The sequence below is a fragment of the Butyrivibrio sp. TB genome (genome assembly GCF_900110805.1).
Taxonomy (GTDB): Bacteria; Bacillota; Clostridia; order Lachnospirales; family Lachnospiraceae; genus Butyrivibrio; species Butyrivibrio fibrisolvens_C.
Genome location: NZ_FOER01000013.1, coordinates 1 through 23,348, shown reverse-complemented (window position 1 = coordinate 23,348; position 23,348 = coordinate 1). Strand labels below are relative to the sequence as shown.

General features: G+C 39.6%; 18 protein-coding genes and 2 tRNA genes. 13 read left to right on the top strand and 7 right to left on the bottom strand.

Annotation, left to right across the window (positions count from 1 at the left end; all coding sequences use genetic code 11):
• Window positions 1-9: 9 nt before the first annotated feature.
• Both BMX21_RS10005 and BMX21_RS10000 read right to left on the bottom strand, forming a co-directional pair.
• Window positions 10-858, bottom strand: a complete 849-nt coding sequence (locus tag BMX21_RS10005; RefSeq protein WP_092043909.1) for a DUF5685 family protein — start codon at window positions 856-858, stop codon at window positions 10-12.
• Between the two features lie 17 nt (window positions 859-875).
• On the bottom strand, window positions 876-1,307 hold the full coding sequence (locus BMX21_RS10000; RefSeq protein ID WP_022755471.1) for a zinc ribbon domain-containing protein: 432 nt from the start codon (window positions 1,305-1,307) through the stop codon (window positions 876-878).
• A 271-nt stretch (window positions 1,308-1,578) separates the two neighbouring features.
• Here BMX21_RS10000 and trkA point away from each other — a divergent pair, with 271 nt between their 5' ends.
• Both trkA and BMX21_RS09990 read left to right on the top strand, forming a co-directional pair.
• Complete coding sequence (gene trkA / locus BMX21_RS09995; protein ID WP_092043904.1) at window positions 1,579-2,943, top strand: Trk system potassium transporter TrkA; 1,365 nt, start codon at window positions 1,579-1,581, stop codon at window positions 2,941-2,943.
• Between the two features lie 119 nt (window positions 2,944-3,062).
• The gene (locus BMX21_RS09990; RefSeq protein WP_330390197.1) at window positions 3,063-4,514 is read left to right on the top strand and encodes a TrkH family potassium uptake protein; all 1,452 of its coding nucleotides are present in this window, start codon (window positions 3,063-3,065) and stop codon (window positions 4,512-4,514) included.
• 66 nt (window positions 4,515-4,580) lie between these two features.
• Here the strand turns inward: BMX21_RS09990 and BMX21_RS09985 are convergent, their stop codons facing one another.
• On the bottom strand, window positions 4,581-5,447 hold the full coding sequence (locus BMX21_RS09985) for a TraX family protein (protein WP_092043899.1): 867 nt from the start codon (window positions 5,445-5,447) through the stop codon (window positions 4,581-4,583).
• A 101-nt stretch (window positions 5,448-5,548) separates the two neighbouring features.
• Here BMX21_RS09985 and BMX21_RS09980 point away from each other — a divergent pair, with 101 nt between their 5' ends.
• The gene (locus BMX21_RS09980) at window positions 5,549-6,418 is read left to right on the top strand and encodes an SEC-C metal-binding domain-containing protein (protein ID WP_092043896.1); all 870 of its coding nucleotides are present in this window, start codon (window positions 5,549-5,551) and stop codon (window positions 6,416-6,418) included.
• Here BMX21_RS09980 and BMX21_RS09975 read toward each other — a convergent pair.
• Complete coding sequence (locus BMX21_RS09975) at window positions 6,396-7,046, bottom strand: trimeric intracellular cation channel family protein (protein ID WP_092043893.1); 651 nt, start codon at window positions 7,044-7,046, stop codon at window positions 6,396-6,398. The two genes, BMX21_RS09980 and BMX21_RS09975, sit on opposite strands and share 23 nt — an antisense overlap.
• A 261-nt stretch (window positions 7,047-7,307) precedes the next feature.
• Here BMX21_RS09975 and BMX21_RS09970 point away from each other — a divergent pair, with 261 nt between their 5' ends.
• The 5 genes from BMX21_RS09970 (at window position 7,308) to BMX21_RS09950 (ending at window position 13,035) form a co-directional block, all read left to right on the top strand.
• Window positions 7,308-7,934 (top strand): cyclodeaminase/cyclohydrolase family protein, encoded by a 627-nt coding sequence (locus BMX21_RS09970; RefSeq protein WP_092043891.1) that lies wholly within the window; start codon window positions 7,308-7,310, stop codon window positions 7,932-7,934.
• A gap of 21 nt (window positions 7,935-7,955) precedes the next feature.
• On the top strand, window positions 7,956-8,810 hold the full coding sequence (locus BMX21_RS09965) for a bifunctional 5,10-methylenetetrahydrofolate dehydrogenase/5,10-methenyltetrahydrofolate cyclohydrolase (RefSeq protein WP_092043888.1): 855 nt from the start codon (window positions 7,956-7,958) through the stop codon (window positions 8,808-8,810).
• Between the two features lie 171 nt (window positions 8,811-8,981).
• On the top strand, window positions 8,982-10,409 hold the full coding sequence (pyk, locus tag BMX21_RS09960) for a pyruvate kinase (RefSeq protein ID WP_022755479.1): 1,428 nt from the start codon (window positions 8,982-8,984) through the stop codon (window positions 10,407-10,409).
• 239 nt (window positions 10,410-10,648) lie between these two features.
• On the top strand, window positions 10,649-11,863 hold the full coding sequence (locus BMX21_RS09955; RefSeq protein ID WP_177173996.1) for an EAL domain-containing protein: 1,215 nt from the start codon (window positions 10,649-10,651) through the stop codon (window positions 11,861-11,863).
• Window positions 11,864-11,943: 80 nt separating this feature from the next.
• Complete coding sequence (locus BMX21_RS09950; RefSeq protein ID WP_092043883.1) at window positions 11,944-13,035, top strand: endonuclease/exonuclease/phosphatase family protein; 1,092 nt, start codon at window positions 11,944-11,946, stop codon at window positions 13,033-13,035.
• A gap of 95 nt (window positions 13,036-13,130) precedes the next feature.
• Here the strand turns inward: BMX21_RS09950 and BMX21_RS09945 are convergent.
• Window positions 13,131-13,203, bottom strand: a tRNA-Gly gene (locus BMX21_RS09945).
• A gap of 43 nt (window positions 13,204-13,246) precedes the next feature.
• A tRNA-Gly gene (locus tag BMX21_RS09940) sits at window positions 13,247-13,319 on the bottom strand.
• A 243-nt stretch (window positions 13,320-13,562) separates the two neighbouring features.
• Between BMX21_RS09940 and BMX21_RS09935 the strand changes: the two genes are divergently transcribed.
• The 5 genes from BMX21_RS09935 to BMX21_RS09915 all read left to right on the top strand — a co-directional run bounded on the left by BMX21_RS09935 (window position 13,563) and on the right by BMX21_RS09915 (window position 21,388).
• Window positions 13,563-15,164 carry an MBL fold metallo-hydrolase RNA specificity domain-containing protein gene (locus tag BMX21_RS09935; RefSeq protein WP_092043880.1) on the top strand — a complete coding sequence of 534 codons (1,602 nt, stop codon included), beginning with the start codon at window positions 13,563-13,565 and terminating at the stop codon, window positions 15,162-15,164.
• Window positions 15,165-15,395: 231 nt separating this feature from the next.
• On the top strand, window positions 15,396-16,433 hold the full coding sequence (thyA, locus tag BMX21_RS09930; protein WP_022756030.1) for a thymidylate synthase: 1,038 nt from the start codon (window positions 15,396-15,398) through the stop codon (window positions 16,431-16,433).
• A gap of 33 nt (window positions 16,434-16,466) precedes the next feature.
• A complete protein-coding gene (locus BMX21_RS09925; protein ID WP_092043877.1) occupies window positions 16,467-18,962 on the top strand; it encodes an EAL domain-containing protein in 2,496 nt (831 codons plus the stop codon).
• Window positions 18,963-19,061: 99 nt separating this feature from the next.
• Window positions 19,062-19,565: a dihydrofolate reductase gene (locus BMX21_RS09920; RefSeq protein WP_092043874.1), complete on the top strand. Its 504-nt coding sequence runs from the start codon at window positions 19,062-19,064 to the stop codon at window positions 19,563-19,565.
• Between the two features lie 344 nt (window positions 19,566-19,909).
• A complete protein-coding gene (locus tag BMX21_RS09915) occupies window positions 19,910-21,388 on the top strand; it encodes a S1C family serine protease (RefSeq protein ID WP_092043871.1) in 1,479 nt (492 codons plus the stop codon).
• Between the two features lie 444 nt (window positions 21,389-21,832).
• On the opposite strand, the gene BMX21_RS09910 is transcribed toward BMX21_RS09915, so the two are convergent.
• On the bottom strand, window positions 21,833-22,633 hold the full coding sequence (locus tag BMX21_RS09910; RefSeq protein WP_330390195.1) for a class I SAM-dependent methyltransferase: 801 nt from the start codon (window positions 22,631-22,633) through the stop codon (window positions 21,833-21,835).
• Window positions 22,634-23,348 lie beyond the last annotated feature (715 nt).

Genomic DNA, 23,348 nt, shown 5'->3' with positions numbered 1-23,348 from the left:
GTAGCATAATCAGCTGTTTTTTGAAAGCTTTTTGATTCTGGTTCCATGAATTACTTCGTATTTGACCCAGACACCTGAGTACAGAATATTACGAAGTATAGTAACATTCTCAATTATAGGGAGCATTTCAAAAGCTTTACAGCACTCCGAGATCATCATGGTCAGAAGCTCAGAGCAGAATGTATCGAAATTCTCAGGATCTTTTTGCCACATTTCTTTGAAAGGATTGTAAGTTCCTTTTTCCATATCCTTCTCTATGTCATCGCAGGCATCTAATATGTATATGAACTTTCCCAGGAAAAAGCCTATTTTCCTGAGAGCAGAAGCCCAGTCGTCCTCTTCATAGCAGAAAATCTCGGCGAATATCTCACCAAATAATCCGGAGATCTTATCGACATTCTGTTCGCCTGATTCTTCGCATTCATTGATACGGCGAAGTCCTTCTTTGATAAAAGAGGCTTTCTGTGGATGCCTTTGTTCGGCCTTATGAACGGCACTTAGAAGGAGTTTTGAGTATAGAAGCTTGGATACTTTGTGCTCATCCTCCCAGTCATCTCTGCATTTGTAGTAGGCAAGGAGAACATTCATATCAGCAGCATATGTGGAGAACTTGTTGATCCTGGTTGATTGCTTGACTATAGGATGAACTATGCAGTGTGTCTGACCGATCTTTTCTTCCGGCTCATATAAACCTGACAAGAGCATGATAAGAAAAGTAAGGTCATAAGTAAGCGTAGCCTGACCGGACAAGCCGTACTCTTTTTTGAGTATACGGCAGAATCCGCAATAGTAAGCATGATATATATCAAACTCTTTAAACTTGATCTCGGGTTTGTTTATGGTAATATAACCGAACATAGATGATCTTTCCGGGATTATGCCCTTTTCTTGAATTCAGTATTACATTTTGGACATCTTACCATTATGTTGCCCTTGCCGCGTGGGATACGTATCTTCTGACCGCAACCTGGACACTTGTAGATGTGATAGTGTCTTGCCTGATCAGCATTGTATCTGAAGTTCTTGAAAAAACCTACTACCTTGTTCCTGATACTGATATACTGCTCATTCTCTTTATACCTTTCAGGTATTTTCTTGGAAAGAAGCCGATAATAACAATATATGATGAGGAAAAGAGTAATAAGACTTATAATTCCGCTTGAAGCTATTATATTTACGAATATGAGTATCAGAGTAATTCCAAACAAAAATTTGGAAAGGGCATCGTAGCCATATGTTATGTATCTTCCCTGCATATGGGTATACATGAAATTGTTGAATTTAATAAGATAATCCCTAAATCGCATTTATATTAATCACCTTTCTGATATTTGCAGACTAACCCCTGTGGTACTATAATGACGTATGGACTTAAAAATAGCAGTTTTTTCTTTTGTCTAAGAAATATAGGAAAAATCATTAAGTACCAATAAAAAAGCAGTTGTTTAATACTTTTTTCTATAACAAATTCTATAATTCATATGTATAAAATACAATGATACAAGAATAAATAAATATAAAAAAACGCTAAACACTGTGCTTGAATATCAAGAATGGATAAAAGGGAGCATTTAAAAAATGCAGATAGTAATTGTAGGATGTGGTAATGTAGGACGTTCACTTATCGAGCAGCTTAGTAAAGAAAACCACAATATAACTGTAATAGAAGAAGACAGCGATGTAATACAGAATGTTGTCAATAATTATGATGTAATGGGAATTGTTGGTAATGGTGCCAGCTATTCTATCTTAAAGGATGCAGGTATTGAATCTGCAGATCTTATGATCGCTGTAACAGACTCTGATGAGATCAACCTTTTATGCTGCCTCATCGCAAGGAAGACAGGACATTGCCACACTATAGCCAGAGTACGTAATCCTGTATATTCACGTGAGATCGATTTTATCAAAGAAGAACTTGGTCTTTCTATGGTCATAAATCCTGAAGAAGCCTGTGCCAATGAAGCAGCAAGACTTTTGAAATTCCCATCTGCCAATAAGATAGATACCTTTGCGAAAGGAAGGGCAGAGCTTATAAGACTTACTGTTTCCGATGATTCCAAGCTTTGTGACAAGTCTGTCAAGGATATTGCTCAGGAACTTAAGCTTCCTGTTCTTATTGGTATAGTAAGAAGAGGAGATGAAGTATTTATTCCAAACGGATCTTTTATCATAAGAGCCAAGGATGAGATATCCGTAATAGGAACCCCTAGGAAGATGCTTGCATTCTTTAAAAAGAACAATATGCCTACAGCAGGAGTCAAATCCACTATTATAGTAGGCGGTGGTCAGACTTGTTACTATCTTGCTCAGCAGCTTATTACATTTGGCATTGACGTTAAGATATTTGAATCAAATGCAGATAGATGTGATGAACTTGCATCTCTCCTTCCCGAAGCTCTGATAATCCATGCAGATGGTACAGATAGAGCCGAGCTTTTGGAAGAGGGTCTTGTAGGTGCAGAGTCATTTGTAGTTCTCACCGGTGTTGATGAAGAGAATATAATGCTCTCTTTGTACACAGCGACTGTTTCTAAGGCTAAGCGTATCATAAGAGTTCACAGAGCAGGATACAACGAGCTTATAGGAACTCTTGACGTTGGAAGCGTATTAAACCCAAGAAACATTACTGCTGACAAGATCGTTCAGTATGTAAGAGGCATGACCAACTCAATGGGATCTCAGCAGCTGGAGTCTCTCTACAAGATGGATGATGATAAAGTAGAAGCACTGGAGTTCATCATTCCTGCAGGCAGTCCTGTTATAGGAATACCTCTCCAAGAGCTTCCTCTTAAGAAGGGTACACTTATTGCATGTATCAATCATCATGGTGAAATAACACTTCCTACCGGTCAGAGCCAGATCCAGGAGGGTGATTCAGTGATCATCATTACAACATGCACCGGATTTGATGAGATAGAAGATATTCTTGCGGACAGATGATGGATTTTTTGCATAATAGTTTCAATTATATTTGATTACTTATGTTATGAACGAGGAGGACGCACCTTGATATAGGTGCCACAATCATGAACTTTTCTGTTATAAGATACATTTTATGTATGCTGGTAGAATTTATGGCAGCGCTGCTTGCTGTTCCAACACTTGTGTGCCTTTTTTACGGTGAATGGAAGGATGCTCTTATTTTTGCCGTGATAGCACTTTTGTGTTTTTCATTTGGCTTTGTGTTCGGTTATCTTAGAAAACCTGTCAACAGAACGTTCTATGCAAGAGAAGGCTTTGTTATTACAGCTCTTGCATGGATCATACTTTCACTTATAGGAGCAGTTCCTTTTACAGTAACAGGAACTATTCCCAATTATCTGGATGCTGTATTTGAGACTGTATCAGGATTTACTACAACAGGTGCTACGATCATGACTGATGTCAACTCTCTTACAGATATGCATAAGGGAGTTCAGTTCTGGAGATGTTTCACTCACTGGGTAGGAGGTATGGGAATTTTGGTATTCATGCTGGCTATACTTCCTATGGCAGGCGGATATTCTATGCACCTTATGAAAGCAGAAAGCCCGGGACCTTCAGTCGGTAAGTATGCGCCCAAAGTCAAGGATACAGCCAAGATCCTGTACAGTATATATATTGCGATCACACTTACTGAGATGATATGTCTTAAGATAACAGGACTTTCTGTATATGAGTCTATGACGCTTACTTTCTCTACAGTAGGAACCGGTGGATTTGGTCTTCTTGGAAGTAGTATTTTGGAATATTCCTATGCGACTCAGACTGTGATCATAGTATTTATGGCACTTTGCGGTGTTAATTTCAGTGTATATTATTTCCTTCTTACTAAGAAGTTCAAAGAAGCGTGGCATATAGATGAGATGCGCTGGTATTTTATCGTAATGTTTGGAGCATCCGTTCTTATTGCCTGGAACGTTGTAAGAAATGGTGTAATTGGCTCTTTTGGCGAGGCTTTTCATCATTCGCTCTTTACAGTTACATCTATTATGACAACTACAGGATTTGCGACTCTGGACTATAATGTATGGCCGCAGTTTTCAAGAACTATGCTGTTCCTCCTTACCTGTATAGGAGCGTGCGCAGGATCTACAGGTGGTGGTTTTAAGTTCTCCAGGATCATAATACTTATAAGAAATGCCAAGAATGAAGTCATTAAGACTATCCATCCCAAGAGCGTACAAAGAGTATATATGGATGATCATGTTGTGGAAGATACAACTGTCAAGGGCACCAATGCTTATCTTGCTATATATACTATTACCTTTTTGACTTCATTTTTGCTTATTGCATTCTTCGAATCTTTCAACGTTATAGACCTTGAAGTATTTGACTTTGAAACTAACCTTACGGCAGTTGCAGCTACTCTCAACAACGTAGGCCCTGGTCTTAACATGGTAGGCCCTACCGGAAGCTTTTCTGAATTCTCATGGGCTTCTAAGGTGGTTCTTATTTTCGATATGCTTGCAGGAAGACTTGAACTTATGCCTGTTCTGATCCTCTTTTACAGGAAGACGTGGCGCAGGTGATCCAAAACTTGATCCAAAACTTAGATGAACGTGCCAGATAATGTTCTGACACGTTCATAAGATTTTTTAATGAAGCAGAAAGTACCTTAAGAAGAAAATAAGTAGTAAATGTGCGGGATAGAAAATATAGAAAAAGTATTTAAAGTTTTTCTTTATAAATCCCCTCTGACCATTATACAGATTGATGATCATAAAGGCGGGAAGTGACCATTCTTCCATGCCTCCGTTTATTGGTGTTGACATAGTAAACGTAAGGAAAATATAGGCAAGAAGTGTTGCCAATATGCATATACTGTGGAAGTAGTAAAGTATAGCTATAACTGCTATGCCGCAGGCATTGTAGTCGGTTTTCATATAATATGCTAGCCATGCTGCAAGTCCGAAAGGTATTATAGAAGCGGCATAGGCAAGGACTATATTGATGCCTTTTAACTTCTTTAAGATACTGTCAGCAGCCCACATTGCTATAACACCTAGAGCCAGAGTGAAGTATACATTCTGAGATTCCCAGATCTGTGTTTCGTACTCTGTATAGATAGTATTAAGATTCAAAGTATCATAGGCTTTATAAGTTATAAGTCCAAGATCAAAAGGAATCTCTGATATAAGAGCAAATGCTGCAAGTGTGATAGAATATCTGGCTTTACTATGGGTATGCATGAAGCCTTCTACCAATAGATAGCAGAATATCGGAAAAGCCTGTCTGCCCACACCTCTTAGAAAGACATAAATCTGTATCTCAAGATCAAGTGTAACATCGATACCAAAACGGCTTAGAAAGTCGTACATATCACCTGAGATGATGGAAGGAAGTACGAGACCTGCCGCAAGATGGTCTATTAGCATTATCACTATGGCGCATATCTTTAGGAATGAGCCTGATAAGCACTTATAATTTAGTTTGTTTTGATTAGAGTAAGTGGAATAATTCAAAGACGCCTCCCAAAATATAAAGATTTATATACATTCTAGAATTGAAAAGATTGTTTTGCAACCAAGAAACAGCCCAAGGGCGCCGGCCACGGAGGAATAGTATGAGCTTTGCAAGCGAGATAAGAAGGCATTTTGGCAAAGAAGATGAAAGCGGGATCAAAAAGCTGCAGGAAGATATACGAAAGATATATAAGGATATAAATGATGAGAAAAAAAGTGATTGTATATCTGATATAGAGAACGTATGCAAAGATCTCAATGAAATATACATGGATGAAGATAATGAAAACATGGTGATAGAGACTATAAGATCACTAAGCTTTTATCAGAATCTCCCATGGTTCAGGGAAGATTTTAAAAGACTTTTGTCTTTCCTTGAAGAAGATTATTATCTTAGAACAGATGCTATGAGGAATGTCCTTGACAGCGGATGGGCATCCAATGAATCCTATGCTTTTTCTGAGGATGACAGAGGGGATGCTTTTATCAAAAAGTTACTCCCTGATATAGTAGAAGAATTTTATCTGGATCTGCCTGAGGATGTTCTTGAAGATGAGCTTTTGAATCTAAAAAGAGACGCATTTATCAAGCGCTTTTTTCTTGGAAGATATATATTTAGAAATCCGGATAGCCTAAAAATACTGGAAGATGAGTATCAGTATCTATATAAAGTTGTGGAAAAAGAGATACAGCTTATCAAAGACAGACCCGGAAGTTATGAAAAAAAGCTTATGGAAGATATCTTAAGGATATCTCAAAAGATTGCGGATGCAGAAGGCATAAGGACATATAGCAGTATATCAACACTTCAGGAAAGCCTTATAGATACATATTACAAGAATCTTATAGCAGAATATCCTGATGAAGCAGATGATCTTAGAGATGAACGATCCAAATGGCTTAAAATAAGGGGCAATGACACCTGCCCCTGTGGTAGTGGCAGAAAGTTCAAGAAATGTCACGGTGCTTGATACGTGGTAGATTCCACTGATAGTGGATTGCAAGAAGCCTTATGATTATAACAGTCGCAGTACCTATGAGCGTTGCGGCTTCCTGTCCTGAGAAATCCCATAACAGTGCGCAGATAAGTGCACCTGCAATAGAAGCACAGGCATATATATGTTTACATAAGATATATGGCTTATCGCCAACAAGAAGATCTCTGATGACGCCGCCACCTACACCGGTTATAGTACCAAGGAATACTGTCAAAAAGAGCTTTGGCCCATCACCTGCCTTAAAAGCAACTTCTACGCCCAGTACAGAGAATGCAGCAAGACCTACAGTATCAGCAAGAAGAACTATCTTCTGAAAAGCTGCCCCTGATATCTTTTCAAATCCGGATGCTCTGAAATACACATATGCAAATACAACAACAGCTGTAATAAAAGCAATCAGAACATAAGAAGGATCAGTAAAAGCGTCGGGCGGGATTTTGCCAATGATGATATCACGCATGATACCTCCTCCTACAGCTGTTACTGCGCCTACAATAGTTACTCCCAAAAGGTCCATTTCCTTCCTTATGGCAGTCATAGCACCGGATACGGCGAAGGCGACTGTCCCTATTATATTCAGAATCAAAAGAAGTTTATCCATTTATATTCCCCCATAGATTTATTTACTTTGTGTTTATTATCTTAAGTTTAGGATCTTCGTTAGCAAATGACAGGTAAAGTCTTAATTTACCTGTCACTTGTAGTTTATCATATTTAAATTGAGATATATTATCTCAATCATTGTATTTTATGCTATTATTATTCAGGCAAGTTAAAACGTTTCATTATGATCATATAGATTAGACCCAAAGAAGCCTGGGTATAGTATTTGGTCTATGAATATATTGGGGAGGACTTGTATATGGATAGCAGGATTACAGATTACAGCTGCAACGAATTTGCAAGGCAGCTGTCTGATAAGGTATCGGTTCCCGGAGGAGGCGGAGCTGCAGCGCTGGTAGGTGCTCTTTCTATGGCGCTTTGTTCTATGGCTGGTAATTTTACAGTGGGCAAGAAGAAATATGCCCAGTATGAAGATGAACTTAAGGCTATATTAAAAGAAGCAGATGATATAAGAGCTGCTCTTTTAGACCTTGTAGAAGAGGATGCCAAGATTTTTGAACCTCTTTCTAAAGCCTATAGTATTCCGAAGGATGATCCTGATAGAAATGATAAGCTTCAAAAGGCTACCCTTGATGCACTGGTTCCGCCAATGGAGATGATGCGCATGATCAAAAGGGTTATAGAGCTTTTGGAGCGTATGGAGAAGATAGGTTCTGTCATTATGATATCTGATGTCGGATGCGGAGCTACTCTTGCAGAAGCAGCGCTTAAAAGCGCAAGTCTTAACGTTTTTATCAATACAAGATCTTTAACAGACAAGGATAAAGCCTTAGAGTTTGAATCCGAAGCTGATGCTATATTAAAAGAGTATTCTCAAAGAGCTGCTATAGTATTTGAGAATGTGGATCGAAGACTCAGACAATAAAGCTATATAGGGAGGAGTTTAATGGCAGAACTATTAAAGGGTAAGCCGGTAGGAGACTTACTTGATGAAACTACCAAAATTAAGGTTACTATGCTTAGAGACAAGGGTATAACACCTACTCTTGCAATCCTTAGAGTTGGTGAAAGGCAGGATGATCTGTCTTATGAGCGCGGTGCTACCAAAAGATGTGAGAAAAACGGCGTAGCAGTAGTTAATAAAATACTACCTGATACCTGCAGTCAGGAAGAACTTATGACAGCTATCAAAGAGCTCAATGAAGATGACAATGTTCATGGTATATTAATGTTCCGTCCGCTTCCCAAGACTCTTGATGAGAAGGCTGCCTGCAATGCGATCCTTCCTTCTAAAGATGTTGACGGGATCACACAAGGTTCTATGGCTTATATATACAGCGGCCAGGGCGATGGATATGCTCCATGCACCTCTCAGGCAGTTATGGAGATTCTTAAGTTCTATGGTATAGATCCTAAAGGAAAAAAAGCTACAGTAGTAGGAAGAAGTCTTGTTATAGGCAAGCCTGTATCAATGCTCCTTATGAACGCCAATGCAACAGTTACTATATGTCATTCCAGAACAGAAAATATGGAAGAGGTAACACAAAATGCCGATATAGTTGTAGCGGCACTTGGCAAAGCTGAAATGCTTGGAAGAGAGTATTTCAAAGAAGGACAGACAGTTATTGATGTTGGCATCAATTATAGCGAAGAAAAGCAAAAGCTTGTAGGTGATGTAAAACTTGATGAAGCCGAAGGTGTGGTATCAGGAATAACCCCTGTTCCCGGAGGCGTTGGCTCAGTTACAACGGCAGTACTTGTAAGTCACGTTGTTGAAGCGGCTCAGAAGAGTGCTTTATAATTTTTTGAAAAAATAAGTCTTAAAAAAGCACTATTAAGAAAGCACTATTAAGAAAGGTTTATTAAGAAAGCTGTATTAAAGAAGCTCTATTAAATAAGCAAATAATGAAGTTTTAATTAGGTTTTAATTTTTGAAGTATTTTATATAAAAGCAATAAAAGGAGTAATGCTAATGCGTAAAACAAAAATCATATGCACAATCGGTCCTGCAAGTTCATCAGAAGAAGTTCTCACACAGATGTGTGAAGCCGGAATGAACGTTGCAAGACTTAACTTCAGCCATGGTGATCATGAGGAGCAGCTTGGCAAGATCAAGGTTATCAATAAGGTTCGTGATAAGATGGGACTTCCTATCGCTATCATGCTTGATACTAAGGGACCTGAATATAGAATCGGTGTCTTCAAGGATCATAAGGCTACACTTGAAGAAGGCCAGGAGTTTACTTTTACTGTAGATGACATAGTAGGTGATAATCAGAAGGTATCTGTAAGCTATAAGGGCTTTGCACAGGATCTTAAGAAGGGCGATACTATACTTGTTAATAATGGTCTTGTTATCTGCGAAGTTACAAAAGTTAAAGGCAACGACGTAATTACCAAGGTTATCGCAGGTGGAACATTATCAGATAAGAAGAGCATGAACTTCCCTGGTAAGGTCCTCAAGCAGGCTTATCTCTCAGATCAGGACAAGGCAGATCTTCTCTTTGGTATAGAGCATGATATTGACTATGTAGCAGCATCATTTGTATCAACACGTCAGGATGCTCAGGACCTTCGTGACTTCCTTGATAAGAACGGCGGAAGAGATATCGACATCATCGCTAAGATCGAGAACAGATCAGGTGTTGAGAATATAGAAGAAATCTCTGAAGTAGTAGATGGCATCATGGTTGCTCGTGGTGACCTTGGTGTTGAGATTCCATTCATGGAAGTTCCTTCTGTTCAGAAAGAGATCGTTCAGAAGTGCAGACTCCTTGGTAAGAGAGTTATCATCGCAACAGAGATGCTTGAGTCTATGATAACTAATGTACGTCCTACAAGAGCAGAGATATCTGACGTAGCTAACGCGGTATATGACGGCGCTTCGGCTATCATGCTCTCAGGCGAGTCAGCTGCAGGTAAGTACCCTGTAGAAGCTGTTAGGACAATGTCAGAAGTTGCAGAATATACAGAACAGCACATCAACTATACCAAGAGATTCAAGAACATGGACTTCAGCATCAGAAATAACCTTGATGCTATAAGCCATTCTACATGTTCTATGGCTATAGACGTTGATGCCAAGTGTATCGTAGTAAGCTCTATCAGCGGCCTTACAGCCCGCATGGTCAGCCGTTTCAGATGCCCTGTCGAGATCATCGGCATGACAACATCTGTTAAGGCATTTAGAAAGCTTGCACTTTCATGGGGAGTATATCCTCTGCTTTGCGACGAGTTTGAATCACTTGATGTTTTATTCTTCCACGCTATGCAGCAGGCTACCAAGATTCTTGACCTTAAGATGGGAGATAATGTAGTCCTTACAGGTGGTAAGATCGGAGGAACATCAGGCCATACTAACATGATCAAGGTTGAGACTATACATAAGATCTATTCTTGATCAAAGACATATAGCAATGCATTTAACATTGAGGGAGCAGATCATGCAGGATCTGCTCCCTCGAACTATATAAAAATATATCTGATGGGCTTTGTTTTATGTCTTAATTATATTGTATGTAAACCGTAAACATCATGATAAACGTAAAAGTGATAAAATAATATTGACATATCATAATCATCATATTATAATTAAAAATTGCGTCAACAAATTATAGTTGTGATTTTTAGAGGTTGATGATGAAAAAGAAATATCTGCTAAATGATATTGTAGATGCTATGGAAACAGGTGAGCTGCAGGCTTATTACCAGCCGCAGTACAATGCTAAGAAAGGTGTTATAGGCGGAGCTGAAGCACTTGTAAGATGGATCAAAAAAGACGGAACAGTGGTTCTTCCGGGAGAGTTTATACCTGTCCTTGAAGAAGCAGGACAGCTTTCACTTGTAGACTGGTTTGTCGCAGAGGATGCCTGTAAGACTATAAAAGAACTTAGCGATAAAGCTATACGAATAAGTGTCAATTTTGGTAGAGAACATGCCAAGGATGATCAGTTCGTAGATAAATTAGATAAACTTGTCCAGTCCTATGGCATAGACAAGAACTTTTTTGGCGTAGAGATCACAGAATCAGACGTTGTAGCTGACAAGAAAGAAGTTATAGAATGGGTTTGCAAAATAGAAGCAGCAGGATATATGGTTTCTATTGATGACTTTGGTTCAGGTATGTCTTCCCTTTCTTTTGTCAAAGATGTTCCTGCAAGAGTACTTAAGATCGACAGATCATTCCTGAATGATAACTGTCTTACAGAAAAAGGCAGGATCACCTTGGAGTCAGTATTTTATTTTGCCCACAGACTTAAGCTTCTTACAGTGGTTGAAGGCGTAGAGACTCAGGAACAGCTGCAGTATATAAATACCTGCGACTGCGATTATATACAGGGATTTCTTTTTTCAAAGCCGGTTCCAAAGAGTGAATTCTTATGGATGTGCCGCGAAGAAGCACCTGTTGAGATTGAAGCAATTGATCCTTTCGATAGCCAGTCTGCAGTATTCGAGCAGGTCAGAGTTATGATCGAGTCTGTGTACAAGAAATTCCAGCTTGTGAAGTTTGCTAATATCAGCAAGAATTCATATACGCTGATGAGACGTGACAATTTCCTTGGTACAGAAATACCTGAAACCGGAACGTATGATGATTGCCTTAAGCAGATCGTTGATAAGACAGTTCCGGAATCTCGAGAAGAAGTGGAGAATGCCTTTAATAGAAAGAGTCTTCTTGATGCATATGCTGCCGGCAAGAAGAAAGTCCTTCGCATAGCGAAGCAGTTCGATGAGAATGGAGAGATTCACAGAGTAGGTATAGAAGACTATTTTATGGAGAATGAAGGAAGCAAGGATGTATTTATAGTGTCATTTTTGCAGATTCTGGATTTTGATGATAGTACTTATGTTTGATTGTTGAGTATATGATAAAATGTAAAAAAGCCGGAAATATTTGTCCGGCTCATTTACTGTGTAGATAAGGAGGACTATTGGTGACTGTAGATAACAAGAATAAAAGTTTTGCAAAAAAGATTATAAAAGCCCTGCTTTGTATAGTTTTGATATTTATCATTGTAGTAGCAGCCGGAATAGGTGTTTTGACTGTTTTTGAATATAGACCGGAAGATAAGGAAGATATTGAACTTACAGGAACTGCAGATAAGACTTTATCTGCAGGAGATTCATTTACTGTTCTGACTTGGAATACCGGATATGGAGCACTTTCAGATGATTCTGATTTCTTCATGGATGGCGGCACTATGGTATATACTGCCGACAAGGACAGAGTACAAGAGAATCTTGAACAGATGGCTGTAGAGATAGAAAGTATAGATCCTGACATAGTATTCTTGCAGGAAGTAGATAAGGTAGCTGACAGATCTTATAAGATTGATGAGGTATCTTTTTTTCAGGAAAGTAATAATGATAAGGTAAGTTCATATGCTCTTAATATGGATGCAATATTTATTCCATATCCTATTCCGCCTATTGGAAGAGTAAAGGTTGGAATACAGACATTATCTGCATACGAAGTATCATCATCTACAAGATTATCACTTCCTGTGCCATTTAAGTGGCCGGTTAGTACCTGTAATTTCAAAAAATGCCTTAATGTATCAAGAATACCTGTAGCGGGAACTGATAAGGAGCTGGTACTTGTGAATCTGCATCTTGAAGCTTATGACAGCGGAGAAGGCAAGATAGCACAGACCAATATGTTAAGACAGGTCCTTCAGGCAGAAGTTGATGCAGGTAATTATGTGATTGCCGGTGGTGACTTCAATCAGGTATTCTCCAATACTGATACTAGTGCATATCCTGTATATGATGGCTTATGGCAGCCCGGAAGTATAGATGTGGCAGAGTTTGGGGATGATTTTACGTTTATTACAGACAGTAGCGTCCCTACATGTAGGTCTCTTGATAAGGTATATCTTGGAGCCGATAAGGACAGCTTCCAGTACTATATTATTGACGGATTTATAGTATCAGGAAACATTGCGATAGATTCCTGCAAGACCCAGGATCTTGGATTTGTATGTTCTGACCACAATCCTGTTGTTCTTGAAGTGACATTAAAGTGACAAGAAAATCATAGAGGATACTGTAGTACCAGGATTGTAAGCTAATATAAAGAGCACTACGAAAAAGGACATCCAATCGGATGTCCTTTTTGAAGAGCGATAGACGGGGCTCGAACCCGCGGTCTCGACCTTGGCAAGGTCGCGCGTTACCAACTACGCCACTATCGCGTTTATTAAGTTGAACAAACAAAAGATAAGCTTTTATTTGAAGAGCGATAGACGGGGCTCGAACCCGCGGTCTCGACCTTGGCAAGGTCGCGCGTTACCAACTACGCCACTATCGCATTTACTCTGTCGCCGATCACCTCAGCGACAAGTAAGATGATAACTCAATTAACAATTGTTGTCAACGGATTTTTTTATTTTATCACAAAAACTTTTTCTTCTTATTTTCTTCTTAACCTAAGCTTAACACAAGATATGCTTTGCATATGACGATAAATACATATATTATTAATATTAGAAGTGTTGCACGCTGATTAGTATTGAGGGCTTTTTAAAACGTCATCATAGTGGAGGCATTGCTTATGAAACTGACATTTGTAGGTGCTGATCATGAAGTTACAGGAAGCTGTCATTGCCTGCAGGCTTGTGGCAAGACGATCCTGGTAGACTACGGTATGGAGCAGGGACGCAACATATTTGAAAATGTACCTCTTCCGGTTGCTCCGGCTCTTATCGACTATGTGTTCTTGACACATGCGCATGTAGATCACAGCGGACTTATACCGCTACTGTATGCCGGAGGTTTTAGGGGCAAGATCTATGCAACAACGGCTACAGCTGATCTGTGCGATATCATGCTAAGAGACTGTGCCCATATTCAGATGCAGGAATCTGAATGGCGCAGAAGAAAAGCAAAACGTAACAGTAAGTTAGAAGGAGCAGAGCCTCTTTATATTATGGAGGATGCAGAAGGCGCTATACGTCAGTTTATTCCGTGTGAATATGATGAGATCATAGATGTATGTGATGGTATAAAGATCAGATTTACCGATATAGGTCATCTTCTTGGAAGTGCCAGTATAGAGGTCTGGCTCGAAGAAAAAGGCCAGAAGCGCAAGATAGTATTCTCAGGAGATATTGGTAATACCCGTCAGCCTCTTATCAAAGACCCCAAGTATACTGAAGAAGCCGACTATGTTGTCATGGAGTCAACCTATGGAGATAGGCTCCATTCTACCGAAAGGCCTGATTATATCAAGGATCTTACTGATGTTCTTAACAGAACTTTTGAAAGAGGCGGCAATGTTGTGATTCCGTCTTTTGCCATAGGCAGAACCCAGGAGATGCTATACTTCTTAAGACAGATCAAAGAAGAGCACCTTGTCACAGCTGTAGAAGACTTTGACGTATTCGTTGACAGCCCTATGGCAGTCAGTGCTACAGGTCTTTTTGCTGATCATGAATATACCTGCTACGATGAGGAAGCTATGTCCTTTGTCAAAAGAGGTATAAATCCCATATCATTCCGCGGTCTTAAGCTGTCTATAACCCAGGAAGAGTCTGTTGCCATCAACTTTGATGATAAACCCAAGGTAATCCTTGCAGCTTCAGGCATGTGTGATGCAGGACGTATCAAGCACCATCTCAAGCACAACCTATGGAGACCTGAGAGTACCATATTGTTTGTGGGTTATCAGTCGGCAGGAACTCTTGGACGAGCTATCATAGACGGAGCCGAGAGAGTCAGACTCTTTAGTGAAGAGATTGATGTCAGGGCTGAGATTACCAAGATAGAAGGACTTTCCGGTCATGCAGACAGAGACGGACTTGCAGCCTGGCTTAATGGCTTTACCAAGAAAAGACCAAGGAAGGTCTTTATCGTACACGGAGAAGATACCGTTACAGTTGCATTTGCTCAGTATCTGAAAAATGAATACGGCTATGATACATATGCGCCTTATAGCGGTACTGTCTTTGATCTTGTGTCAGGACAATTCGACAAGGAAGGCGTACCTGTGCCTGCTGCTAAGAAGGCTGAAGCTATATCTGATGTATATGCAAGGCTTAAAGCTGCAGGAGCAAGGCTTATTGCTGTTATAGGCAAAGTTAGCGGCATCAGCAATAAGGATAAGGCTAAGTTCGCTGATCAGATCAATGCCCTGTGCGATAAGTATGACAGATAGTCACTTACTTTGCTCGCGGCATAAGGTTATTTATGATGGCCATGAAGACTCTCCACATGGATGTTACAGCGTCCATGCGGAGAGTTTTATAAAGTGATCTTTATGGCCTTGGGGATTAAAATTATTACCGGAAAAAGTCAAAATTGATAAGATTTGTTATCTTTATACATATATTTATGCGTACAGATAGATTATAATGATTGAAGTAATTAATTTGATGGGGGATTCTTTATGTCCAAAGCAGACGAAATTTTTATACAGATGTGCAATGATATCCTGACAAACGGTACTACAACCAAAGGTCAGGCTGTTCGTCCTCATTGGCCGGACGGTGAGAGCGCATATACTGTCAAGATCTTCGGTCAGGCACATACATACGATCTTTCTAAGGAGTTCCCGCTTATGACTCTTAGAAAGACAGGTATCAAGACTGCAACAGATGAAGTGCTCTGGATATATCAGAAGAAATCTTCCAATATTAAAAATCTCAAAGGCTCTATCTGGGATGAGTGGGCTGATGAAGACGGATCTATCGGCAAAGCCTACGGATGGCAGATAGCTGCGAAGTATTCTTATAAAGGAGTAACAGAAGAGGGAATAGACAGAGCTTTCCCTACATGGAATAAAGAAGTTGAAGGCAGCAAAGTTATGTACAAGTATGTCCCGGGCCCTGGTATTCCATCTATGGAAGAACGTCTTGTTCCGGGAACAGATGCTTACGAAAGACTATCTGAGCCTGATATTGTTTTTGACAGAGAGTCAGGAACTGCTGTAATGGATCAGATGAATAAGGTCATATACGACCTTAAGATAAATCCATTCTCACGTCGTATCATGACTACAACCTGGAATGTATCAGAACTTTCTCAGATGAACCTTGAACCTTGCGCATATAGCATGACCTACAATGTGACTCAGGATGAGAATGACGGAAAACTTGTACTTAATGCTGTACTTAACCAGCGTTCTCAGGATATGCTTGCAGCCAATAACTGGAATATTGTCCAGTATTCTTCACTCGTGCACATGCTGGCACAGGTTTGTGACATGAAGGTTGGTAAGCTCCTTCATGTTATCGCAGATTGCCATATTTATGACAGGCATATTCCTTATATTAAAGAACTTATTGGAAGGACGCCTCTTCCGGCACCAACCTTCCATTTGAATCCTGAAATCAAGGATTTTTATGATTTTACAAGAAATGACGTTAGTGTAGAAAACTATGAGGTAGCAGGAGACCAGTTCAAAGATATACCGATAGCAATCTAGTACCATAGGGCTACCTGGTCTTAAATATTGTAAATGAAAAAATTGCTGAAAAAAAAGTATCTAATATGCAGGATCGTAGCAACGATCCTGATTGTGTTGACCGCGGGAATATTTATTTATGCATCTGCAAATCCGGTGGATGATTTTAGGTTACATTATAAGTACTCGGATTTTTTCTCAGAGAGATGGCAGAACGAGCCGGATGGTGAGCTTATAAGTGATGATTATATTAATATAGCTCCCGGTGAGACTGTCCGTTTATATCACAGGTTACCTTATACGATCGCTCCTGATGAGGCGATAGCTATCTATGATCCCGGGATTTATGTGGCTGTATATGCCAATGGTACTTTTTTGGGAGATTTTGCCAAGGGTACTACAGATACCATCGGCATGGAAGTTGGGAATTCCTGGTTCATCATAGGTATTCCAATGTTCGCTCATGGCAAAGATCTGACGCTGGAACTTAAAAATACCACTCATAAAAATAAGCGCTTTTATTATTCTAATGCCATATTCGGGCAGCGCAATGACCTCAACAATGCGATATTTATTAAGAATATGAGCGCTTTTCTGAATGGATTCATGTTCATCATAATTGGATTTGTTCTGGTGATCTTTACTATTTTCTTATTCAAATATCAAATTGAATCTATGAAAAAACCGGCTGCTTATATGGCAGTTATATCACTTTTGTCCGGAATCTGGTTTTTGATAGACTCTAATCTGCCTCAGTTCATAAGTGGATCTGTTTCGATCAGGTACCTGTCATCTTTTTACCTGCTTATGATACTTCCGGTGTTCCAGCTTCTGTTCTTCTTGGAGTACCTTAATAATGGCAAAAATCTGATACAGTATATGCTACTGACATATATGGCATTTATGGCCGTTGTTGTCATATTGTATGTTGCAGATATCGTACATATTGCTATAGGATTTTTTGCACTGATGTCATATCTGTTTTTTATAACTGTCGTGATTATGGCACTCGAAGTCAGAGAGTTCTTCATAACAGAGAGCAGGTACTTGTTTGCATCTGTTCTTGGGACGACTTTTCTGGTGGGAGTAACGGCCAGGAGCTTTTTAAGGTACTATTTGGACAAGGGAGTTGATAATTCTAACTCATTCAGAATAGGATACAGTGTATTTCTGATAACGCTTACGCTTACGGTCCTTCTTAAATCTTTCCATGATATAAGAGGTGAGATGAATCTTAGAAGGCTCAAAGAGCTTGCCTACGTAGACACAGTAACAGGTGGCAATTCACTTGCATATCTTAATGAGAAGTTCTCTGAGATATCCTCAGAGCAAAGAGATGAATACTGGCTTTTGTATATGAATCTTGTGGGATTTAAAGCTGTAAACGAGATCATAGGCTGGGAGAATGGTAACAGGCTTTTAAAAGAGCTCTATGAAAAAAACCAGCTATCCCTTGAAGATGGAGAATCGCAAGGAGCTATGGGTCAGTCCAGCTTTGCAATGCTTATAAAAAGTGATGATAAAGCTCAGAATGTAAGAAGAAAGTGCTCTATGCTACGTGAAGGGCTTGAAAAGCTTCTTAGGGACAATTATAAGTCACTATCTGTAAGAGTGGAATTCTCAGCATGTCCTATAAGTGCCGGAGATGACAATTTTAAAGCGGTACTGGATCTTGCCAGAATCGCGTACAGGAATTCGGCAGCAGCTTATGACCTTGCATCAGACTGCTGGTTATATACTGAGATGTGCAAAGACAAGCTTCGCGTAGAAAAGACTATGGAAAACAGGCTTGAGAAAGCTCTTTTGAATAAAGAAATGGAACTCTTCCTCCAGCCCAAGGTTGATCCTCATACCGGCAAAGTCTCAGGTGCAGAAGCTCTTGTAAGATGGAGAAGAAATGACGGATCTGTACTAGGGCCGGTATATTTCATACCTGTATTTGAAAGAAACAGAATGATCGCAAGAGTTGATCTGTTTATGTTCAGAGAGACCTGTCTTTTTATAAAAAAGTGGGTTGATGAAGGCAATGAACCTTTTAAGATATCTGTGAACCTTTCAAGATACAGTATCCTTAATGCAGACAATTTTGAAAGTTATGAGCAGATTATAAGAGAGATAAAGCCGCCTATAGAACTTATAGAATTTGAGATCACAGAATCTATGGCATACAATAACGAAAGCGATATATCAGAGATCATCGACAGGATCCATGATCTTGGAGCGACAGTATCCATGGACGATTTCGGAAGTTCTTATTCTAATCTTGTAGCTATTCAGAGGCTTCAATTTGATACGGTTAAGATCGACAGAGGAATCTTCACTCACGGATTCCCTGACAATGAGAAGAGCTTCCAGATGGTAAGCGCTCTCATGCGTATGTTCACTACAATAGGTATATCTGTTGTAGCAGAGGGAATAGAATCGGAGAATCAGGTACAGGCGCTTAGAAAGCTTGGCTGCCATTCCATACAGGGATACTATTACTCAAGACCTCTGGATATAGCCAAATTCAAAGAATTCTTCGATGTTACCAATCGAAATGTATCGTGATTGGTAAGGCATCGTGACAATACGAATTAAAAATATGTAAAGAATAAGTTTTGGTAAAGATATATCAAGAAAATACATTTATAGAAACGGGGATAAAATATGAAAGCAATAGTAGCAGTCGATAATAACTGGGCAATAGGATATGGCGGTAATCTTCTTATAAGTATACCGGCTGACCACAAGATGTTCCGTAATGAGACTAAGAATAAGGTTGTGATCCTAGGAAGGAAGACACTTGCAACATTCCCGAACAGTCTTCCGCTTGATCAGAGGGTTAACATCATTCTTTCAGCTAATCCTGACTATACAGTTAAGAGTACGTCAACAGGAACTGCAATAATGGCAAGAAGCGTTGATGAAGTTCTGAAGATAGCATCAGAATATGATACTAATGACGTATATGTAATCGGTGGAACAAGTGTGTATACCCAGCTTCTTCCTTATGTAGATACTTGCATTGTAACCAAGGTGGATAGAGAGTTTACAGCAGATGCATACTTCCCTAATCTTGAAAAAGATCCTGAATGGGAGCTTGCAGAAGAGAGTGATGAACAGTACTACTTCGACAACTGCTACACCTTCCAGAGATGGGTACGCAGGTAATAGCAAATAGATTAAGTATCTCTGCCCGACGGTGTGTAATCCTCCGCAAAATATTCGAGGATTCTACACTTTGGAGTCCTAGAAGTTAGAGTTATAACAAATAGCATAGTAATAATAGCGAGTATATTTGCCAGGCGGTTCTTATTTTGGATTATAAACAAAATAAGAACTGCTTTATTTTTTTATAAGAAAGAGAACACAATTTGAGCATAAATAGAACACAGATTCATCACAATTGAATCCTAAACTGTAAAACATAAAAGAAAGACAGACAAGCCACATCAATATAAGTAGTAACGAAACCGCATTAAATAAAGCTATAGGGCTTAGAAAGAGGTAGAGATATGAATGATAATGAATTGTTTAATGATCTAAATACCGGCAACACAAATGAGCAGACCAGTAGTGATAATGACACTATGAATAAGAAAACTAAAAAGAAAAACAAAATAAAAAGTAAAAAGGCCGGTAAGGTAGCAGGTGCGATCGCACTTGCGGCAGTATTTGGAGTATGTACAGGTGCCGGAATATACGGAGCACAGAACTTTACATCACTATCGCTTAGCGATGATGCAAGCTCTTCAATCAGTATAGCTTCAACTCAGACAGTAAGTGATGATTCGGATTCACAGCTCAAGGTTACGACAACAAGTAATACTCAGGTAGTTACTACAGATGTTACAAGTGTAGTTGCAGCAGCTATGCCATCTATCGTATCTATCAATGTTAAGGCTACAACTACAACAACAGATTTCTTCGGTCAGTCTTATCAGCAGGAATCGGAAGGCGCAGGATCAGGTATCATAATAGCCCAGAGTGATTCAGAACTTATAATTGTTACCAACAATCATGTAGTGTCAGGCGCTAACTCTATGGAAGTATCTTTTGCAGATGGCAGCACAGCTACAGCTTATCTAAAGGGCACAGAATCTTCTGTAGATATCGCTGTTATAGCAGTAGAACTTGAAGATCTGTCCAAGGACACTCTTTCTGCTATAAGCATAGCTACACTTGGAGATTCCAACTCACTTACAGTAGGAGAGAGCGCTATAGCTATAGGTAATGCACTTGGATATGGACAGTCAGTAACGACAGGTGTCATCAGTGCTCTTGATAGAGAGATAGAGACTGAAGACGGAGAGACCAATACTTTCATTCAAACAGATGCTGCAATAAACCCAGGTAACTCTGGCGGAGCACTTCTTAATGCAGCAGGTGAAGTAATAGGCGTTACCTCCAGTAAGATCGGAGCTACAACTGTAGAAGGTATGGGCTTTGCAATCCCGATATCTGATGTTATAGATCTTATCAACGATCTTATGAATGAAGATACCAAGATCACTGTAGCAGAAGGCCAGCAGGGAGCTTTGGGAGTATCAGTAATGACACCTACAGGAATAGACGGAGCATACGTAGCAGCAGTAGGTGACGGAAGCGCTGCACAGAAGGCCGGAATACAGGCAGGTGACCTTATCACATCTTTTGATGGCAATGACATCACATCCGCATCAGATCTTACAAGCCTTATGTCCTACTATGCAGAAGGAGATACAGTTACAGTAACAGTCCTTAGAAGAGTAGACGGGCAGTATCAGTACGTAGATATAGAAGTGACTCTTGACAATGCATCTACACTTTCAAGTTCATCATCTACTGATGGAGGCAATACTCAGAGCTATGAATATGGTATGCCAGGTCAGTCAGGGGAAGAGCAGCAGGACAATGGCCAAGGTGAATCAAAGTCAGGATCAGCTTCTGATGATCAGCAAGGTTCCCAGCCGGAATCTAATGGTAATGGATTCGGATTTTCCTTCGGCGGCTGATCATATAGCTACAATTAACTTCGCTTAAAATCGCTAAAATCATCCCCCCGATTACATGATGTAATCAGAGGATGTCCAGAAGTACATGGATGTACTTCTATCCCCCCTCCACGCGATTTTAAAATAAATCCACAAAACAACACGACAAAAATGGGCTGTGAAAACAGCTCATTTTTGTTGTACATTTCAGGATATCCTGCTGGGATGCTTTGTGTTATTACCAAACGGAAGAAGAAGCTGTAGAAGCACTTCAAAAGGTTAATGATGCTATTGAGCAGGGCACGACTTTAATTGAATTATAATGTGTGAATCCAAACACACACTCACACAAAAAGAAGGCCTTCTGTGCGAAGACCTTCTTTTTGTAGTACGCCGCTAGGCGCACAACTAAAAAACCGGGTTAATTGAAATAGCTCAATTAACCCGGTTTTTAAGTCGGTAAAATTACTTTTTCTTAGCAACTATAAGATATCTGTGAATTGTTCCTTCGACAAAACCTTCTTTATCAATTATAGCTTGCATCTTTAGAAGCTTGTCAAAACACTTCTCTACAGAAAAGTCCGGAAACTCCCATTCGATGATGCGCGCAAACCAGACAAAAGCACCTACATCGTAGAATCTGATCGGTCTGAAGGCTTCTTCGGCGCGGATGATCTCAAATCCGGCTTCTTCAAAATTCTTCTTCTGAATAGATAATTCAAGTTCCGGGAACGGCTCCGGTGTTCCGGGGAGAACCATCTCAACAAGGTCTCTGTCGTTTCTGGCGCCTACCTGCTGTGTGATGAAGAGACCGCCTGTTTTAAGGAGCCTGTGCGCCTCAACAGGATCAAAGCTTCCGTGTCTGTTGATCATTATGTCAAAAGAGTTATCGCCAAAAGGAATATCAGACTCATTGTCGCAAGGCTTAAAGTCAATTCCAAGCGGCAGGAGAGTTTTCTTGCACAGCTCCACATTTGGTGGAAATCCTTCGGTAGCAGCGGTGTTCTTATAAGGATGACCCAAATATAAGAGAAACTCACCACCACCTGTATCAAAGTCCATAAGCTTCATGTCAGGAAGAAGATACTTGTCGATCTCAGTCTTGTAATCCCATGGAAGATCCTCTTCCTCGTCGTATCTGTCATGAATATGGGAGAAGTCCCATCCGTGGATATGAGCTATCTTTTCCTCAGCTTCCCACTCTTTTCTTAAACCGCTTATTCGATCTGCATTTATTGCCAATTCTGTATTCATTTCTGTATTCATATCTGCTCCTTTTCGAATCAATGATGTTTTTGTAAGTATGTGTCAAAAGTAAAAACTGCCTTTGCTACTTTTTCTCTGTAAATAAGATCAATCATTCAATCGGTGCAGTATGTGACAGCATGTAAGGACTTTTTCTATATATAAAGTCGTATAAATAAATCAATTGATTAACCTCGGTACAACCTGCTGTCAGCATTATAACTGCACCGAGTAATTACCTCGCATTTTCAAACTAACCTCCAATGTGATCTCTGAATACCACAGCACATCACGTTTTCCAGCATATCAGAACATGAGCACCTTGTAAATAAGCGTTGTTACAGAATTAAGGAATAATTTCTATAAATACTAACTATTTAACTCAGCATGCCATGAGTCAGATTGTGAATTGTTATGGCGCAAAAAAATTTGTAATTTATGGTTAAGTCATTCAAGATTGGATCCGATAAACTATTAGCTTGTGAATGAACGTTATTTTATAAAAATAGTGATGAAATGGTTAAAACATCATCTATAATAAACTAAATAACGATTTATTCAAAAAATGTTTGACATCGGGCCTGTAAAGACATATAATCAATTTCGCTGTCGCAAACAGCAGCTTTCCCTGAGGGTCGGGAGACCGCTTATATAGCTGCAAGGATAGCAAAAAAGATTATAAAAAAGTTCTTGACAATTACAAAGCAGCGAGTTAAGATATAACACGTTGCGGCGA

Coding starts and splice junctions, on each gene's coding strand:
- BMX21_RS09990 (WP_330390197.1), top strand. CDS start 3,063: ATGCTGGTAGAATTTATGGCAGCGCTGCTTGCTGTTCCAACACTTGTG.
- BMX21_RS10005 (WP_092043909.1), bottom strand. CDS start 858: ATGTTCGGTTATATTACCATAAACAAACCCGAGATCAAGTTTAAAGAG.
- thyA (WP_022756030.1), top strand. CDS start 15,396: ATGTCCAAAGCAGACGAAATTTTTATACAGATGTGCAATGATATCCTG.
- BMX21_RS09975 (WP_092043893.1), bottom strand. CDS start 7,046: ATGGATAAACTTCTTTTGATTCTGAATATAATAGGGACAGTCGCCTTC.
- BMX21_RS09925 (WP_092043877.1), top strand. CDS start 16,467: ATGAAAAAATTGCTGAAAAAAAAGTATCTAATATGCAGGATCGTAGCA.
- BMX21_RS09965 (WP_092043888.1), top strand. CDS start 7,956: ATGGCAGAACTATTAAAGGGTAAGCCGGTAGGAGACTTACTTGATGAA.
- trkA (WP_092043904.1), top strand. CDS start 1,579: ATGCAGATAGTAATTGTAGGATGTGGTAATGTAGGACGTTCACTTATC.
- pyk (WP_022755479.1), top strand. CDS start 8,982: ATGCGTAAAACAAAAATCATATGCACAATCGGTCCTGCAAGTTCATCA.
- BMX21_RS09955 (WP_177173996.1), top strand. CDS start 10,649: ATGAAAAAGAAATATCTGCTAAATGATATTGTAGATGCTATGGAAACA.
- BMX21_RS09970 (WP_092043891.1), top strand. CDS start 7,308: ATGGATAGCAGGATTACAGATTACAGCTGCAACGAATTTGCAAGGCAG.
- BMX21_RS09935 (WP_092043880.1), top strand. CDS start 13,563: ATGAAACTGACATTTGTAGGTGCTGATCATGAAGTTACAGGAAGCTGT.
- BMX21_RS09920 (WP_092043874.1), top strand. CDS start 19,062: ATGAAAGCAATAGTAGCAGTCGATAATAACTGGGCAATAGGATATGGC.
- BMX21_RS09915 (WP_092043871.1), top strand. CDS start 19,910: ATGAATGATAATGAATTGTTTAATGATCTAAATACCGGCAACACAAAT.
- BMX21_RS09910 (WP_330390195.1), bottom strand. CDS start 22,633: ATGAATACAGAAATGAATACAGAATTGGCAATAAATGCAGATCGAATA.
- BMX21_RS10000 (WP_022755471.1), bottom strand. CDS start 1,307: ATGCGATTTAGGGATTATCTTATTAAATTCAACAATTTCATGTATACC.
- BMX21_RS09980 (WP_092043896.1), top strand. CDS start 5,549: ATGAGCTTTGCAAGCGAGATAAGAAGGCATTTTGGCAAAGAAGATGAA.